Raw genomic sequence first — 15,721 nt, forward strand, 5'->3', positions numbered from 1 at the left:
GCAAATGAAATTATCTTTAACGCGGTTGCTGATGGCGACCGTGGCGATGCTGGCCGTCCCGATGAGTGGTGCGCAGGCCGCATCTAAAGCTGGACCTCCGGCGTCGGTTTCCGTCTATCAGACCATGCCGGACGACGCGTTGGCCGTCAAAGTCCAGGCCACCGGCGACGGGCGCACCGACGACACGGCGGCGATCCAGAAGGCCGTCGACAGCGCCGCCAACAAGGGCGAGGGCGGCGTGGTGTTCCTGCCGTCGGGCCGCTACCGCATTACGCGCACCATCCTGATCCCGCTGGCGGTGCGCCTGTATGGCGTCGGCGCCACACGGCCGGTGCTGGTGCTGGGCGAGCGCACGCCCGGATTCCAAAAAGGCGTCGCCAACATGGTGGTGTTCACCGGCGGCGACCAATACACGGTCGGCAAGGTGCCGGTTCCCGTGGTGAGCGCGGTGCCGTTCAGCGAGACCGTGCGCGACGCGAATTCGTCGACCTTCTATTCGGCGATGAGCAATGTCGATTTTGAAATCGGCGACGGCAACCCGGCGGCGGCCGCCGTACGCTTGCGCACCGCGCAGCATTCGAACCTGAGCCACATCGACTTCCACATTGGCTCGGGACTGGCCGGCATCTACCAGGTCGGCAACGAGGGCTTCAACCTGAAGTTCTACGGTGGGCGCTACGGCATCCTGTCGGAGAAGACTTCGCCGGCCTGGCAGTTCACGCTGATGGATTCGACCTTCGAGGGCCAGCGCGACGCGGCCATCCGCGAACACGAAGCCGGCCTGACGATGATCAACGTCTCCATCCGCAATACCAAGGTGGGCATCGAGATCGATCGCGGCTACGGCGATTGGTTGTGGGGTAAGGATGTGCGCTTCGAGAACGTGTCCAGGGCCGCGATCATCATTTCGAACGAGGACAACGTCTACACCCAGGTCGGTTTCGACAATGCGGTCGCGCGCAATACGCCGGTATTCGCGCAGTTCCGCGACAGCGGCAAGAAGATCGCCGCGCCCGGCCCGATTTACCGCGTGGGTGAATTCAACTACGGCTTGATGCTGCCGGGCGTGGGCAGCACCGGCAAGTTCGGCACCAATTCCAGGATCGCGCCGTTGAGCGCCATGCCGGCCGCGCCCAAGCGCGTGCTGCGCGCGCTGCCGCCGACCACGCAATGGGCCAACGCCCGCGCCCTCGGCGCCAAGGGCGACGGCCAGACCGACGATACGGCGGCCATCCAGAAGGCCATCGACAACAACCGCGTGGTGTACCTGCCGCTGGGCTTTTACATCGTCAACGATACGATCCGCATGAAGCCGGACACCGTGATCGTGGCGCTGCATCCGGGCCTGACGCAACTGGTTCTGCCGAACGGCTCGCCGCTGTACGCCGGCGTGGACGGACCGAAGGCGCTGCTGGAAAGCGCCAAGGGCGGCGACGCCATCGTCTCCGGCTTCGGCCTGGCGACCGGCGAAGTCAATCCGCGCGCGGTCGGCCTGCTGTGGAAAGCCGGCGAGCAGTCGCTGGTCGACGACATCCGCATCCAGGGCGGCCACGGGACGCGTCTTTATGATGGCGTGCGCCGCGATCCGTATCAAAAGCGCGCAGACTTCGATCCGACCGCGCACTGGGACCGCCAGTATCCGAGCATCTGGGTGACCGACGGCGGTGGCGGCACCTTCGTCGCGGTCTGGTCGCCGAGCACCTTCTCGCAGGCCGGCTTCTACGTCTCCGACACCAAGACGCCGGGCCGCGTCTACGAGCTCTCCGCCGAGCACCATGTGCGCGCCGAGATCGTCCTCGATAACGTGGAAAACTGGGAGTTCCTGGCGCCGCAAACGGAGCAGGAGGTACGCGACGGCATGGACGCGGTGTCGCTGGAGATCCGCAATTCGCGCAACATCCTGTTCGCGAACTATCACGCCTATCGCGTCACCCGTTCGATCAAGCCGGCGCCGGCCGCCGTGAAGATGACCAATTCGAGCGATATCCGCTTCCGCAATGTGCACGTCAACGGCGAGAGCGGCTACGCCACCTGCGACGCCAATGGCTGCGACACCTATCTGCGCGCCAGTAAATTCCCGTTCGAGAACGCGTTGCTGGACGTTACGCACAAGCTGGAAGTGCGCGAACGCGAATTCGCGATGCTGGACATCGTCGCCAACCCGGTGGCGCCGCCGGCCAACCCGGTCAAAGTGGAGAAGCTGGAAGAGGGCTTTTATTCGATCGCCGGTGGCGTGGTCGATGCCAAGGGCAAGCTGTATTTCGTGGACCGCCGCTTCCAGCGCATCTACAGCTGGTCGAAGGACAAGGGCTTGGTGGTGGTGCGCGACGCGCCGCTCGATCCGATCAATCTGGCCATCGACAACAGCGGGGCGTTGATGGTGCTGTCCTCGCATGGCTTCGAGGGCACGGTGTATTCCTTCCATCCGGACCGACCGGCCGGCGAGGTCACGGTGATCAAGCCGACCCCGGTGAAGGCGCATGCCGGCGCCAAGACCGTGGTGCCGGTAAATTTCTGGCAGAACGGCGAATTCCGCGACCAGCTCAATCCCGAGACGTACGAGTTCACCACCTTGGCAGAGATGTTCGCGCGCGACGTCGCGCTGCCGAAAAAACGCGAGTATGTGTCGCCGGACGGCACGCTGGTGCTGCCGGCTTACCGCATGTTCCAGCAGGGGCAGCCGAACCATCTGGGCTGGCGCTTCTCGGATTCCCTCGATACCCATGGCCTGGTGTCGGCCGGCCGCAATGGCCGCGTGGTGTTCACCAACGGCTCCGAGAACCGCACCTTCAGTGGCGTGATCGGCACTGGTGGCGGCATCACCGATCTTAAACTGGCGGCCAATCGCGGCGGCGAGAGCGCCGCCGTGGACGCGGCGGGCAATGTGTATGTGGCCAACGGCCAGATCTTCGTCTATGCGCCCTACGGCAAGGAGATCGGCCGCATCGACGTGCCTGAGCGCCCGCTGCAATTGATTTTCGGCGGCGAGGGCGGACGCACGCTGTTCATCCTGACCCACCGCGCGCTGTACGCGACCGGAGGCTTGAATGGCGCTTAAACGTGTAGGCCGTGCGGTATTGGCGCTGCTGGTGGCTGTCTGCGCGCAGGCCGGCGCGCAGCAAACGCATATGCTTTGGCCGGACGGCGCGCCTGGATCGGAAAAGCGCCATGGCGAGCCGGAGACGGTGCAGAACACCTACGTCAGCAACATCCACGATCCGTCGCTGACGGTGGTAAAGGCCGACGCGCGCCACGCCAACGGCGCGGCCGTCATCATCGCGCCCGGCGGCGGGCATCGCATGCTGGTGTGGATGAACGAAGGCATGGTGGCGGCGAAGTCGCTGAACCGCGTGGGCGTGACGGCCTTCGTGCTGAAGTACCGGCTGGCGCGCGACCAGGGCTCCAGCTACAGCATCGAGAACGACGCCGCCGCCGATCTGCGGCGCGCGGTGCGGTGGGTGAGGGCGCACGCGGCGGAATTCGGCGTCGATCCGAACCGGCTTGGCGTGATGGGATTCTCGGCCGGCGGGGAGCTGGTGTCGCTGGTGGCCGACAATCCGGCTCCGCCGGTGTCGGCGGGCGCCAAACAGGATGCGGTCGACAAGCAAAGCGGGCGGCCCGACTTCCAGGTGCTGGTGTATCCGGGGCCGCTGGGCGTGCCGGCGAAGGCGGTGCAAAACGCGCCGCCGGCCTTCATCGTCGCCGGATCGGCAGACAAGTGCTGCGGCCCGCCGGCGGTGGCGCTGTATCAGCAACTGGTGGCGGCGGGCGTTTCAGCGGAGCTGCATATGTATGCGGACACGGACCACGCGTTCAACATGGGGCAGCGTTCGGAGAGGCTGTCGGATGTGCATTGGCCGGATCGCCTGTCCGACTGGCTGTCCGACAGCGGCTGGCTGGTCCCGCATGGAGGCAAGGCGCCGCAAGGGGTGCCATCGCCTACTCAATGAAGGTTCGAAACGCTTATGTTGTCGGTGAAGGTGGCGCTAAAGGAACTTTTTTGTTGACCTGATCTCGCTCTCAAATTCGGGAACGCCGGAAGAATGCATATTGTTCGCGGCCTCGACTTCTCCTTTGTCGTTTAGCTAGTTGGAGTGCGGATCAGCAGGAGCGCCACGAAGGCCGCAACCATTAATAATAATGTGAGACAAATTTCACGCAGGCTCAAGGCCGGCTGTCTGTATCTTTCTATAAGCTTCGCGTGGCGATCTTTTTCGACACCTATTTTCATGCCGAAATTGGCCAAGTGGATGCGCCGCCACACGTTGATGGTGCGCTCATCCACCACCATTGGTAACCATGTGGGGAAGCGCAATAGCATAAGTTCCAAAAATGGCATGTCTATGCCGAGTTGTAGGTCGTCAGGAGTTTCCTGATCGCTCAGACGTTGGAGTATTTCGCCCTGAACCAGTATTTCGTCTGCGGGCTGTGCCGCATACATCAGGTATTCTTCGAGCGCCTGATTTACTAGAAAGCCTGAATGACCGAGCAGTCTTAGAGCGCGTCTGTCAGCCATCCATCCGAACAGTTTGGCGGCAGCGACCAGCAACGTTTTATTTCCCGGTGCCCATCCCGCCGCGAGGCGCCTCGCCAGCAGACTTTCGAACATTGTTCGTGCCTCCAGGTTGATTAACCGGCTGTCTGTGCGATGCCGTTCTAACGCGGCTTCCCAATAAAATTCTTCTTGTGCGTGCAGGCTAGTCGACAGCCGGCCACATACGTCCTCGAAGTTCGCGAATACAGCCGCTGCAAGTTGCGCCGCGTCTTCTGGATTTTGCTGCAGTTGGATGGATGATGGTGGTGCAGAGCGAAACCTGACCGCCGCTTGGCGGGGACGAAAGTCGGGCACGGTCGCATTATTGACATTGCCAACCGGCCCTCGATCGAGCCACGCCAGCGCGGCATCATAGGCTTCGCGCAACGCTTGGAAGCTCGCGGCGTCGGTTTCCTGGTCGATCTGTTTGAGTTCGTGCGAATAGGCCCGCCGCACTGCTTGCTTGTCAGTATCGGAAGTAAGGCCTAAACGGGTAAGAAAAACCGGTGTGTCGCCATCGGCAAACATGCACGTCCCTGCAATTGGTTAATGAATATTTCCACTTGGAATTTTAACCTAATTGAATGTGGGTTGTGCTTTTATAAATCTATGCGGACAACCGTCGCCTCACTTCGTAGACGTTGCGGCCCACTTCGCGCACCACTTCGAGCAACTTGGCCGGCGGGACATCGAATTCGTCGGCCCAGTAGCGCACCGCTTGTGTGAGCTTAGGATTGATGGTGGTCTGGAAGCGGAAGTCCGCCGGACTGGAGCTAGGGTGTGGCTGCATGATGTTAAATAAATAGTATCGGGTTTCACAATGGTGGCAGCGATTCGGGCGCTCTACCGTGTATTACCGCACTTATGGCTGCAAATCGGGCGCTTGACCAAACAGAAAGATTTCCTGATAATGGTAATCATTCTTATTTGCAAGCCACGCGCGTTTCCCGGCGCTAGCCAGCACACCATCTGCCCACCGATCGCCGGCGATTTCCTCGGATTTCTTCTTGACCCATGTTGGTCGGTACGGGTGGTTCCATGTACCGGAGAGCCAAGCCCTGTGAAATCCCTGAATCCCACGTTGTATCCGCGCGCGCGCTTGCCGGGCGCCATCATCGCCGTGGTCGCCGCCTTGTCGGCGCCGCACACCTCCGCCCAAGTCGCCGCGAAGGCGGTTGACGACGCCGCCGTGCCGGCGGTGCTGGTGTCGGCTTCGCGCTCCAATATCGCCACCAACCAGGCGCCGCAAACGGTGGTCATCATCAAGCAGGAGGAGATCGAGCGCCAGATGGCGATATCGGGCAATTCCTCCGATGTGTTGAGCAGCGTGCTGCCTTCCTATACGCCGAGTCGCGGCAAGATGAACGGCTCCGGCGAGACGCTGCGCGGCCGCACGCCGCTGTTGCTGGTCGACGGCGTGCCGCAATCGAACCCGATGCGGCCGACCGGCCGCGAGGCGCACACGATCGACTTTTCGATGGTGGAGAGGATCGAGGTGGTGCAGGGCGCGAACGCGATCAATGGACTGGGCGCGACCGGCGGTACCATCAACATCATCACCAAGCGCCCGGAGAAGGGCGCGTTCAACCAGTCGATCGACGTGCAGACCACACTGCCGACCAGCGATGTGGGCTCGGAGACGGCCAGCTACAAGACCGCCTATCGCCTCGATGGCCGCAACGACAAGTTCGAATACCTGTTCGCCCTGTCCTACGAGGACCAGGGCCTGTACCTGGACGGCAAGGGCCGTTCGATCGGCACCGACAACACGCAGGGCGATCTGATGGACTCGCGCACCTACGATGTGCTGGCGAAGCTGGGCTACTGGATCGACGACGACCAGCGCCTGCAGGTTTCGGTCAACCGCTACAAGATCAAATCCAAGGCCGGCTACCTGGCCGTGGCGGGGGACCGCGTGCGCGGCATTCCCACCACCTCCATCGAGGGCACGCCGCCCGGCACGGCGCCGTGGAACGACGTGTGGACCTCGAGCCTGAGCTACCGCCACGCCAACCTGGCGGGCATGGAGCTGTCGGCGATGGTGTTCAACCAGGAGTTCGAGGGCCTGTTCGGCGCGGATATCTCGGCGACCTTCCAGGACCCGCTGATCGCGCCAACCGGCACGCTGTACGATCAATCGCGCTCGGTCGCCTCCAAGTACGGCAGCAAAGTGGGGCTGAGCCGCGACGATCTGCTCAACGGCCGCCTGAAGCTGACCGTCGGTTTCGACACGCTGTTCGACAAGGGCAAGCAGGACCTGTATCTGACCAGCCGCACCTACGTGCCGCAATCCGAATACCGCAACCTGTCCTTGTTCCTGCAGGGTGAATACAAACTGCTCGATACGCTGACGATGCACGCCGGCGTGCGCAAGGAGAAGGCCGATCTGGAGATCGACACTTATCGCACGCTGGCGCAGTACCGGCGCGTGCTGGTCCAGGGCGGCACCATCGATTTCAACGAGACGCTGATGAACGCGGGTCTGGTGTGGAATCCGGTCAAGGACGTGTCGCTGTTCACCAGCTACTCGGAGGGCTTCGGCATGCCGGATATCGGCCGCGTGCTCCGCTCGATTAACACCGTCGGCCAAAGCGTGGCCAACATGCGCGACCTGCAGCCGATCCTCACCAAGAGCGTGGAAGTGGGCGGACGCTATCACAGCGGCGCCTGGGATCTGGATGCAAGCCTGTTCCGCTCCGATTCCGATTTCGGCACGCGCGTGGTGCCGATCAACGGCGCCTTCATGATGGCGCGCGAGAAGACGCGCATCGAGGGCGTGGACCTGAGCCTGGGCCACCGCTTCACCAAGGCGCAACGCGCCAAGCTGTCCTACGCCTACACCAAGGGTCGTTACGACAGCGACGAAAACGGTACGCTCGACGCCAAGCTGGATGGCCTGAACGTGGCGCCGAATCGCCTGATCGCCACCTGGAGCGCGGACTGGAACGGCAAGTTCTCGACCTTCGTGCAGGCGCAGCACGCGTTCAGCCAGTCGTTCGACGATCCGGCCAAGGAGTTCGGCGGCTACACGCTGGTCGATGCGAGCGCCAACTACAAGCTCGGGAAAAATGGCGAACTGCGCATGTCGATGGCCAACCTGTTCGACCGGAGTTACATCACGTACTACTCGCAAAGCGCGCTGGTGGAGCCGAGGCGCTACTTCGCGGGTCGCGGACGCACCGTGAGCCTCGGCTACGCGCTGCGATTCTGATATGTCCGACCAGCGTCCCGGCCTTATGCCGCGCGCCGCCGTCACAGCGCTGCGTGTGCTGGGCGCGGTCGGCGGTGGCTATGCGTTGACGGCGTTAACGGTGGCCGTCGGCGCGGTGGCGCTGTCCCGCGCAGGCATGGCGCGCTCGGAGGCTGTGGCGCTGGCGGCGATGCTCGGGTTTGTGCTGTATCTGGCGTTGCTGCTGTGGGGCTTCAGCGTGCGTCATGTGGGCCGCCTGTGGCTGGCCTTTTGCTGCGGCGCGGCCGTCATGTGGGCGCTATGGCGCTTGCTGGCCTGAGGGGCGGGGATGGGCGATACCTTCACCAAATCGATGGCGGCGCTGCACACGTGGGCAGGCGTGACGATCGGCGCGCTGTTGTTCGCCATCTTCTGGATGGGGACATTGAGCGTCTTCAGTAACGAGATCGATCGCTGGATGCTGCCCGATACGCGCCTCGAGGTCCGGGAGGCGACGACGGCGCCTTCGCTGGACCGCATCGCGCAAGCGGTGCTGCCCAGCGTGCCGGCCGGCGCGCGGCAGTGGCGCGTCGATCTGCCCACCGCGCGCGCGCCGGTGATGGAGTTCTCCTATCGCGGCGCCGACGGAGTGGAACATGCCCGTCTGCTCGACCCGTCCAGCTACGCCTTTCTGCCGCCGCAGGGATCTGCCGGCGCCACTGGCTTTATCGTGCCGTTCCATTATCACCTGCATCTGAACTGGATGGAAATCGGCAAGTGGCTGGTCGGCGTGGCTGCGATGACGATGCTGGTGATGCTGGTGTCAGGCGTGATCGTCCACAAGAAAATCATCGCCCAGTTTTTCACCTTCCGTCCGCGCAAGCGCTGGCAGCGCAGTGCCCTGGACCTGCACAATCTGACCGGGGTGCTGGCGTTGCCGTTCCATTTCGCGATCGCCCTGTCGGGCCTTGTCATCTTCATGACGATCTATTTTCCGCAATCGTATTACGGCGCCTATGGCAGTACCGCGAAGGACAAGGCGGCGTTCACGGCGGAGGCCTACGGGCGCTACACCCGCAAACCGGCGAAGGCGCCAGGGACCCTGGCGTCGCTGGACGCCATGCGCGAACGCGCGGAGCGGGAGTGGCGGGGCGGCCAGCCGTATTTTGTGCGGGTGTGGAATCCGGGCGACGCCAACAGCTACGTCGAATTGCGCCGCTCTTATGCGCACGACATGACGATGAACCTCGACCAGATCTATTTCGACGCCACCACCGGCGAAGTGCTCGCGCGCTTCGAGGCCGGACCGGTGATGACGGTGCAGCGCTTTTTCTCGGGTTTGCACTTCGTCCGCTTCGAGCGTTGGACGTTGCGCTGGCTGTACTTTTTTGGCGGCATATCCGGTTGTGTGATGATAGCCACCGGTTTTTTATTCTGGCTGGAAGGGCGGCGTGCCCGTCATGCGAAGCATGGACTGGCCGGGGTGGCGATCGTGGAAGGCCTGACCATCGGCAGCGTGACCGGTATTTTGCTGGCGACCTTGGCCTTTTTTGTCGCCAATCGTTTGCTGCCGGCGGACGCAGGCTACGCGGGAGTGGATCGCGCGGGGATGGAAATCCGCGTGTTCTATGTGGTGTGGGTACTGGCGTTTTGTCACGCCTGGTGGCGGCGGGCTTGCGCGTGGCGCGAGCAGTTGTGGGCCATCGCCGGGTTAGCTGTGCTGGCGGTGGGCTCGAATTGGGCCACGACTGGCGAGCATGTGCTCAAGGCATTGGCGCAAAGCCAGTTTGCCGTCGCCGGCATGGACTTGGGATTGATGGGTACCGCTTTGCTGGCGCTGATGGCGGTCAGGAGGCTAAAGGTCGGGAGGATACAAGGTGCTTGAGTCGCTGACCATGCTGGGCGCGGCGGCGATGTCGTATGTGGCATTCGCCTGGCTGGCGCTGTCGCAGGAGGGGCACTGGCGCGCGCTGCCGGGCAATGCCGACCAAACCCCGCCGGCCGCGCATGTGCTGCGGCGCTGGCGCTGGTGGGCGGCGTGTGTGCTGGCCTGCGCGTACGCGCTTTGCCTGTGGGGCCACGGCCCGAGTTTCGGGACCGTGTTGTGGATGCTGCTGTCGGCGGCCGGCGCGATGGCGGTAGCCTTCACGCTGAGCTGGCGCGCACGTTGGCTGCGCGCGCTGGCTTTTCGGTGAATAGTCGCTGTCCGACTTAGGTCGACAGGCGTTTGCGCACTTCGAGCAGGTTGCGGCCCACTTCGCGGACCACTTCGAGCAGCTTCGATGGCGGCACGTCGAACTCACTAGCCCAATAGCGCACGGCCTGCGTCAGGTTGGGATTAATCGTATGTTGGCAGCGGAAATCCGCTTCGTTGGCGTTTTGATATGCTTGCATGATGTCTCATTTATTGATAGTGCGACGTTGATCAAATGGCACCGATTGCGTTGTCCTGCACTGCTATAACGCATGGGATGCCGATTCGGATGACAAAAGGCGCAAAAAATATTTGAGAGATCCTTGCTTGTTTTTCCGCTAAGGTTACGCCGCGGCTTGCGCGACCGGCGCCTGGGCCGGGGTGGCATAGCGCGCGATGCTGAACGGGGCGATCGGCGTGTCGGTGGCGCCGGTGGCGATCAACTCGGCCATCGTTTCGCCGACACCGGGTCCGATCTGGAAGCCGGCGCCGCAAAAACCGAAGGCGTAGTGCAGCCCCGGCGTGGTCGCGCTGGGACCCATCACCGGCAGGTCGTCCGGCATATAGCCTTCCACGCCACTCCATACGCGGATGATATTCAGTTTCGTCACCACCGGCGCCAGGCGCGCCATCTGCTTGAACTGCGTGAGCGTGTGCTCTGGCAGCACCGGCGCGGTGCGCGGCTCCGTGGTCGAATTGGAGCGCCCGCAGCCGCCCATGACGATGTTCCCGCGCTTGACCTGGCGGAAGTACAGCGTCTCTTCCAAAGTGGTGGCGGCGACGCCGATCGACGGTCCAACGATGTAGGGCATGGGCTCGGTCACCGCCATCTGCGGGCCGCGCACCACCAGCGGCACCGGCTCGTTGAACTGGGCGGACATCTTCGCTCCCCAGGCGCCGCTGGAGACCAGCATCACGGGCGCGGTGAACTCGCGGCCGTCGGCGCAAACGGCGCGAAAATCCACGCCGTCCTTCGACAGCGACTTGACCTCGGTATTCTCGTGGATGTGCGCCCCGGCCCGCGCCGCCGCCCGGCCGAACGCCGGTGCCGCGAGACGGGGATTGGCATGGCCGTCCTCCGCCGACAGCGAGCCGGCGATCACCTCCGGCCCTAGGAAGGGATAACGGCTGCGCATCGCGGCGGTCGACAGCAGTTCCAGATTGAGGCCGTAGTCGCGCGCCTCGCGGGCGTAGACCTCCATCCGGTCCGCGCCTTCCTGGCCGTAGGCACAGCGCAGGTGGCCGGCGCGGACCAGTTCCGCGTCCTCGCCCAGTAGTTCTGGAAGTCGCAGCCACACCCGGTGCGCGCGGTTGGCCAGCGGCAGCTGCGACAGGAAACGTCCCTGCCGGCGCACGTTGCCGAAATTGACCCCGCTTGCCTGCTGGCCCACCAGCCAGCGCTCCAGCAGAATGACGGAGACGCCGCGCTGGCGCAGGAAGAAGGCGGTGGAGGCGCCCATGATGCCGCCGCCGATGATCAGGACGTCGGCCTGTGTTGGATTGCTCATTTAACTCTGCTCCTCGCGGGTCCGGAAGGATAATGGTTTGACAGGCGCCTGGCCGCGCAGCCGTCCGACCCGCTCCAGCGGCACGCCGGCGGCGTGCGCTATGATCTCGGCGCCGGCGTTGGCGCAGTAGCGCCCCTGGCAGCGTCCCATCCCCACGCGGCTGAAGGCCTTGGCGCGGTTGGCCTCGTGCGCGCCCATGTCGTTGACGACGCGGCGCAATTCACCGGCGGTGATGCATTCGCAGCGGCAGACGATGGTGTCGTCGGGCAGGGCGGCGGCTTGCGTTGCCGGCCACGGGAAGGCCTGCACCAGACCGCGGCGGAACGATTCCATCCTGGCTTGTTCGCGGCCCAGCGCGGCGACGCGGCCGGCGTCCGTGGCGTGGCCAAGGTCGGCCAGCGCGGACAGTGCGGCCAGACGCCCGGCGTTCTCCGCGCCCTCGGCGCCGAGGATGCGGGCGCCGTCGCCGGCCAGGTAGACGTTGGCCACGGAGCTGCGGCCTTCCATGCTGACCTGCGGGAACCACTGGCGTGTCTCGTCGTCGTAGCGGAAGGCGCAGCCGGCCAAGTCGGCCAACTGGGTTTCCGGGCGCAGGTGATAGCCCAGCGCGATGGCGTCGCACGCCAATGTATGCGCCGCGCCGCCGGCGTCCCGGTAGGAAAGCCCGGTGACGCCTTCTTCCGCGCTACCGCCGATGGAAACCGGCGTTATCCCGGACAGCACCGGCACGCCGGCCTTGCGCAGCGCCGCGATGTACGACAAACCCTGTTGCAGCAGTCGCGGGCGCGCCAGCAGCTTGGGCAGAGCGGCGATCTGGTGGCGCAGGCGCGAGGTATCCAGCACGGCGGCGATGTTGGCGCCGGCCTTCAGGTACTGCATCGCCACCAGGTACAGCAACGGGCCGCTGCCGAGGAATACCACCCGGCCGCCGATGGAACAGCCTTGCGATTTAAGGGCGATCTGCGACGCGCCGAGACTGAACACGCCGGACAGCTCCCATCCCGGCACAGGCATCAGGCGGTCGGTGGCGCCGGAGCAGACCACCAGCGCCGAATAGGGCAGCTTTTCGGTGCGGTGGTCGCTGACCACGTGCAGGTGGCCTTCGGAGATATTCCACGCCAGCGTCTCGGGCCGGTAGTCGATCTTGTCGCGCAGGGCGTCGAAGCTTCGGTGCACGGCTTGCGCGCGCGCGGCTTCGCTGCCGTACAGCGACTCATAGCTGCGGGTGAAATGTTCCGGCTGCCGGCGATAAATTTGGCCGCCGTCGCGCCGACCCTCGTCGATGACGATGGGACGCAGGCCGGCGGCCACCAGTTCCTCGGCCGCGCGTACGCCGGCCGGGCCGGCGCCGATGATGATTACGCCTGGTTGAGCCATGCCGCCTCCGTGTTCCGTGTGACGATGCGCAGGCCGTCGCGCACCTCGGTCGAGCAGGCGCGCAGACGGTCGCCCTGCTCGGTCCATACCCAGCAATCCTGGCAGGCGCCCATCAGGCAAAAACCGGCGCGGCGCCCGTCGTCGAATTCGGAACTGCGCAAGGTGCGGGCGACGCTCATGATGGCGACCAGCAGCGTGTCGCCGTGCAGCGCCTGCGCGGGGCGTCCGTCGATGTAGAAGTGAACCGGCGCGCGGACGGTTTCCGCCAGCCGGACAAAGCGTGGATTCATGCGACTTCCTCAAAACGTTGTAGGGGCGCTTGCAGCGGGATCAGCGCGGCGGGCGTGTGATGGCAGAGTATCTCGCCGCCATTGGGCAGTTGCTGGCGTGGCGGCGGCAGGCGGTTGCACAAACCATCGATACGCACGCCGCAGCGCGGCAGGAAGCCGCACAAGGCGGCGTCCGGGACGGCCGGCAGCGGAGCAAGCGTAGGAAGATGGGCGGCGCCGCGCGCGCAGACGGTGTCGAGCCAGCCCATCTCCAGCTTCGGCACCGACGATACCAGCAAATGCGTGTAGGGGTGGAAGGGCGCGTCGCCCAACGCCGCGCGTGGCCGCGATTCGACCTTCTGGCCGGCGTACAGCACCACGATCTCGTCGCAGATGGCGCGCACGGTGTTGATGTCGTGGCTGATGAACATGTAAGACACCTTCAATTCCCGCCGCAGTTCCGCCATCAGGTCGAGGATGGCGGCGGCGACGACGGTGTCGAGCGCGGACGTGATTTCGTCGCACAGGATCAAATCCGGCCCGGCCGCCAGCGCGCGCGCCAGGTTGATGCGCTGTTTCTGGCCGCCGGACAGTTCGCCCGGCAGGCGATCGGCGATGGAAGCCGGTAGCTTGACCAGGTCCAGCAGCTGTAGCACGCGTTTGCGGCGTGCGTCGCCGCGCAGATGCAGATAAAAGCTCAATGGACGCGCCAGGATGGCGCCGATGCTATGAGCCGGGTTGAGCGCCGTGTCGGCGTTCTGGAACACGAACTGCACCCGCTGGTGCTGTTCGCGCGTCCTGCCATGACTGCCGTCGGGCAGCGGCGCGTTGTCCAGCAGTACCTGTCCGCGCGCGCTGGGCACCATGCCGGCCACCACCCGCGCTAAGGTAGTTTTGCCGGAGCCGGATTCGCCGATGACGCCGACCGTGGCGCCGCGTTCGATGGTCAGGTCGATGTCGGTCAGGATGCGCTTGGCGGGCAGGCCGTCGCGGCCGATCGGGCCGTAGCCGGCGCAGAGGCCGCGAATTTGCAGCAGCGGCACCGGCATGCGCACCGGCTCGGACGCGATGACGCCGATATCGCGTTCCACCGGTTCGGCCGCCGCCAGCAGGCAGCGGGTGTAGTCGTGGGCCGGCGCCTCCAGCACTTGCGCGGTTTCGCCGTTCTCGCGGATCTCGCCGTCGCGCAGCACGACGATGCGGTCGGCCATCTGCGCCACCACCGCTAGGTCGTGCGACACATACACCGCCGTGGTGCCGAGCTGGCGCACCACGTTGCGGAAGGCGCGCAGCACTTCGATCTGCGTCGTCACGTCCAGCGCGGTGGTCGGCTCGTCGAGGATCACCAGCGCCGGGTCGGTGATGAAGGCCATCGCCGCCATCACCCGTTGCAGCTGGCCGCCCGACACCTGGTGCGGATAGCGCGCGCCGATATGCTCCGGATCCGGCAGCGCCAGGGCGCGGAACAGCTCCACCGCCTTGGCTTCTGCCTTGGCTCGGGTCAGCGTGCGGTGGATGGCGGCGCTTTCGACCACCTGGTCCATCAGGGTGCGCGAAGGATTGAAAGACGACGCCGCGCTTTGCGCGATGTAGGCGACTGTGCGTCCGCGCAGGCCGGACAGGCCGGCGTCGTCGAGCTCCAGCACTTGCTTGTCGCCGATCCGCACGCTGCCCCCGGCGATGCGGCAGCCGTTGCGCGCATAGCCCATCAGCGACAGCGCGATGGTGGTCTTGCCGGAACCGGATTCGCCGATCAGGGCCAACACCTCTCCTTCATTGATGGCGAAATCGACGCCCTTGACGATGGGGAATTCGATGCCGGCGTCGTTGCGCGCCACCACCCGCAGGCCTTCCACTTGTACCAATGGCTTCATCGTGCGTCCCTCCGTTTGCCGCGCAGGTTATCGATCAGCAGGTTGACGCCGATGGTCAGGCTGGCGATGGCCAGCGCCGGCATCAGCACGGCCGGCGCGCCTTCACTGAGGCCGCCAATGTTCTCGCGCACCAGCGACCCCCAGTCGGCGTCCGGCGGCTGCACGCCGAGGCTCAGGAACGAGAGGCCGGACAACAGCAGCACGGTGAACACGAAGCGCAGGCCGAAGTCGGCCAGCACCGGACGGATCATGTTCGGCAGGATCTCGACGCAGCCGATATAGGCCATGCCTTCGCCGCGCGCCTTGGCCGCCTGTACGAAGTCGAGCGCCTGCACGTTGACGGCCAGCGCGCGGGCAATGCGGTAGGCCCCCGGCATGAAGCCCAGGGCGGCGGTGATGATCAGCAGCGGCACCGAGGAACCGAACGACGCCACCATCATCAGCGCGAACATTTTGCTGGGGATGGAGATCAGCGCGTCCAGGGCGCGGCTCAGGGAGGCGTCGAACCAGCCGCCGGCGACCGCCGCGTAGAGGCCGAGCAGCGTGCCGGTGGCGCTGGCCAGCACGGTCGCCGCCAGCGCCAGCGCCACCGTGTAGCGGGCGCCGTACAGGATGCGGCTCAACATGTCGCGGCCAAGGTAGTCGGTACCGAGCGGGAACTGCCAGCTGATGGAGCCGAAGACGTCCGGGTCGACGATGGCCGAGGCGTCGTGCGGCGACAGCGATGGACCGGCCAGCGTGACGATCAGCCAGAAGACCACGATGGCCAGGCCGAGCAGGGCGGCCGGCGACATGG

General features: G+C 64.9%; 14 protein-coding genes. 6 read left to right on the forward strand and 8 right to left on the reverse strand.

The window, feature by feature from the left end:
• The first annotated feature begins 4 nt into the window (after positions 1 to 4).
• Together NHH88_12965 and NHH88_12970 are read left to right on the forward strand one after the other, a co-directional pair.
• Positions 5 to 3,058 (forward strand): SMP-30/gluconolactonase/LRE family protein, encoded by a 3,054-nt coding sequence (locus NHH88_12965; protein ID USX16632.1) that lies wholly within the window; start codon positions 5 to 7, stop codon positions 3,056 to 3,058.
• Positions 3,048 to 3,950: an alpha/beta hydrolase gene (locus tag NHH88_12970; protein USX16633.1), complete on the forward strand. Its 903-nt coding sequence runs from the start codon at positions 3,048 to 3,050 to the stop codon at positions 3,948 to 3,950. Before NHH88_12965 ends, NHH88_12970 begins: the two co-directional genes overlap by 11 nt.
• Before the next feature lie 131 nt (positions 3,951 to 4,081).
• Here the strand turns inward: NHH88_12970 and NHH88_12975 are convergent, their stop codons facing one another.
• Both NHH88_12975 and NHH88_12980 read right to left on the reverse strand, forming a co-directional pair.
• Positions 4,082 to 5,062, reverse strand: a complete 981-nt coding sequence (locus NHH88_12975) for a hypothetical protein (protein USX16634.1) — start codon at positions 5,060 to 5,062, stop codon at positions 4,082 to 4,084.
• Between the two features lie 79 nt (positions 5,063 to 5,141).
• The gene (locus tag NHH88_12980) at positions 5,142 to 5,324 is read right to left on the reverse strand and encodes a DUF3606 domain-containing protein (GenBank protein USX16635.1); all 183 of its coding nucleotides are present in this window, start codon (positions 5,322 to 5,324) and stop codon (positions 5,142 to 5,144) included.
• Positions 5,325 to 5,594: 270 nt separating this feature from the next.
• Between NHH88_12980 and NHH88_12985 the strand changes: the two genes are divergently transcribed.
• From NHH88_12985 to NHH88_13000, 4 genes are read left to right on the forward strand one after another with little or no spacing between them, the layout of a single operon-like run.
• Entirely contained in the window at positions 5,595 to 7,745 is a 2,151-nt protein-coding gene (locus NHH88_12985; protein ID USX16636.1) for a TonB-dependent receptor, read from the forward strand.
• Between the two features lies 1 nt (position 7,746).
• Positions 7,747 to 8,043 carry an iron uptake protein gene (locus tag NHH88_12990; GenBank protein ID USX16637.1) on the forward strand — a complete coding sequence of 99 codons (297 nt, stop codon included), beginning with the start codon at positions 7,747 to 7,749 and terminating at the stop codon, positions 8,041 to 8,043.
• A 9-nt stretch (positions 8,044 to 8,052) separates the two neighbouring features.
• The gene (locus tag NHH88_12995; protein ID USX16638.1) at positions 8,053 to 9,588 is read left to right on the forward strand and encodes a PepSY domain-containing protein; all 1,536 of its coding nucleotides are present in this window, start codon (positions 8,053 to 8,055) and stop codon (positions 9,586 to 9,588) included.
• Complete coding sequence (locus NHH88_13000; GenBank protein USX16639.1) at positions 9,581 to 9,898, forward strand: DUF3325 domain-containing protein; 318 nt, start codon at positions 9,581 to 9,583, stop codon at positions 9,896 to 9,898. The genes NHH88_12995 and NHH88_13000 overlap by 8 nt, the downstream gene beginning before the upstream one ends.
• A gap of 16 nt (positions 9,899 to 9,914) precedes the next feature.
• Here NHH88_13000 and NHH88_13005 read toward each other — a convergent pair whose 3' ends face one another.
• The 6 genes from NHH88_13005 to NHH88_13030 all read right to left on the reverse strand — a co-directional run bounded on the left by NHH88_13005 (position 9,915) and on the right by NHH88_13030 (position 15,719).
• Positions 9,915 to 10,097, reverse strand: a complete 183-nt coding sequence (locus NHH88_13005) for a DUF3606 domain-containing protein (GenBank protein ID USX16640.1) — start codon at positions 10,095 to 10,097, stop codon at positions 9,915 to 9,917.
• A 144-nt stretch (positions 10,098 to 10,241) separates the two neighbouring features.
• Positions 10,242 to 11,405, reverse strand: a complete 1,164-nt coding sequence (locus tag NHH88_13010; protein ID USX16641.1) for an FAD-binding oxidoreductase — start codon at positions 11,403 to 11,405, stop codon at positions 10,242 to 10,244.
• On the reverse strand, positions 11,406 to 12,782 hold the full coding sequence (locus tag NHH88_13015) for an FAD-dependent oxidoreductase (GenBank protein ID USX16642.1): 1,377 nt from the start codon (positions 12,780 to 12,782) through the stop codon (positions 11,406 to 11,408).
• On the reverse strand, positions 12,764 to 13,072 hold the full coding sequence (locus tag NHH88_13020) for a (2Fe-2S)-binding protein (GenBank protein USX16643.1): 309 nt from the start codon (positions 13,070 to 13,072) through the stop codon (positions 12,764 to 12,766). The genes NHH88_13015 and NHH88_13020 overlap by 19 nt, the downstream gene beginning before the upstream one ends.
• Entirely contained in the window at positions 13,069 to 14,925 is a 1,857-nt protein-coding gene (locus NHH88_13025) for an ABC transporter ATP-binding protein (GenBank protein ID USX16644.1), read from the reverse strand. The genes NHH88_13020 and NHH88_13025 overlap by 4 nt, the downstream gene beginning before the upstream one ends.
• Positions 14,922 to 15,719: an ABC transporter permease gene (locus NHH88_13030; protein USX17335.1), complete on the reverse strand. Its 798-nt coding sequence runs from the start codon at positions 15,717 to 15,719 to the stop codon at positions 14,922 to 14,924. The genes NHH88_13025 and NHH88_13030 overlap by 4 nt, the downstream gene beginning before the upstream one ends.
• Positions 15,720 to 15,721: the final 2 nt, after the last annotated feature.

Source organism: Oxalobacteraceae bacterium OTU3CAMAD1 (assembly GCA_024123915.1).
Classification (GTDB): Bacteria; Pseudomonadota; Gammaproteobacteria; order Burkholderiales; family Burkholderiaceae_D; genus Rugamonas.

Bases quoted from the DNA above. Each gene is read 5' to 3' on its own strand.
- NHH88_13020 (USX16643.1), bottom strand. From the start codon at position 13,072: ATGAATCCACGCTTTGTCCGGCTGGCGGAAACCGTCCGCGCGCCGGTT.
- NHH88_12970 (USX16633.1), top strand. From the start codon at position 3,048: ATGGCGCTTAAACGTGTAGGCCGTGCGGTATTGGCGCTGCTGGTGGCT.
- NHH88_13030 (USX17335.1), bottom strand. From the start codon at position 15,719: ATGTCGCCGGCCGCCCTGCTCGGCCTGGCCATCGTGGTCTTCTGGCTG.
- NHH88_13005 (USX16640.1), bottom strand. From the start codon at position 10,097: ATGCAAGCATATCAAAACGCCAACGAAGCGGATTTCCGCTGCCAACAT.
- NHH88_13025 (USX16644.1), bottom strand. From the start codon at position 14,925: ATGAAGCCATTGGTACAAGTGGAAGGCCTGCGGGTGGTGGCGCGCAAC.
- NHH88_12990 (USX16637.1), top strand. From the start codon at position 7,747: ATGTCCGACCAGCGTCCCGGCCTTATGCCGCGCGCCGCCGTCACAGCG.
- NHH88_12965 (USX16632.1), top strand. From the start codon at position 5: ATGAAATTATCTTTAACGCGGTTGCTGATGGCGACCGTGGCGATGCTG.
- NHH88_13010 (USX16641.1), bottom strand. From the start codon at position 11,405: ATGAGCAATCCAACACAGGCCGACGTCCTGATCATCGGCGGCGGCATC.
- NHH88_13015 (USX16642.1), bottom strand. From the start codon at position 12,782: ATGGCTCAACCAGGCGTAATCATCATCGGCGCCGGCCCGGCCGGCGTA.
- NHH88_12975 (USX16634.1), bottom strand. From the start codon at position 5,062: ATGTTTGCCGATGGCGACACACCGGTTTTTCTTACCCGTTTAGGCCTT.
- NHH88_12995 (USX16638.1), top strand. From the start codon at position 8,053: ATGGGCGATACCTTCACCAAATCGATGGCGGCGCTGCACACGTGGGCA.
- NHH88_12980 (USX16635.1), bottom strand. From the start codon at position 5,324: ATGCAGCCACACCCTAGCTCCAGTCCGGCGGACTTCCGCTTCCAGACC.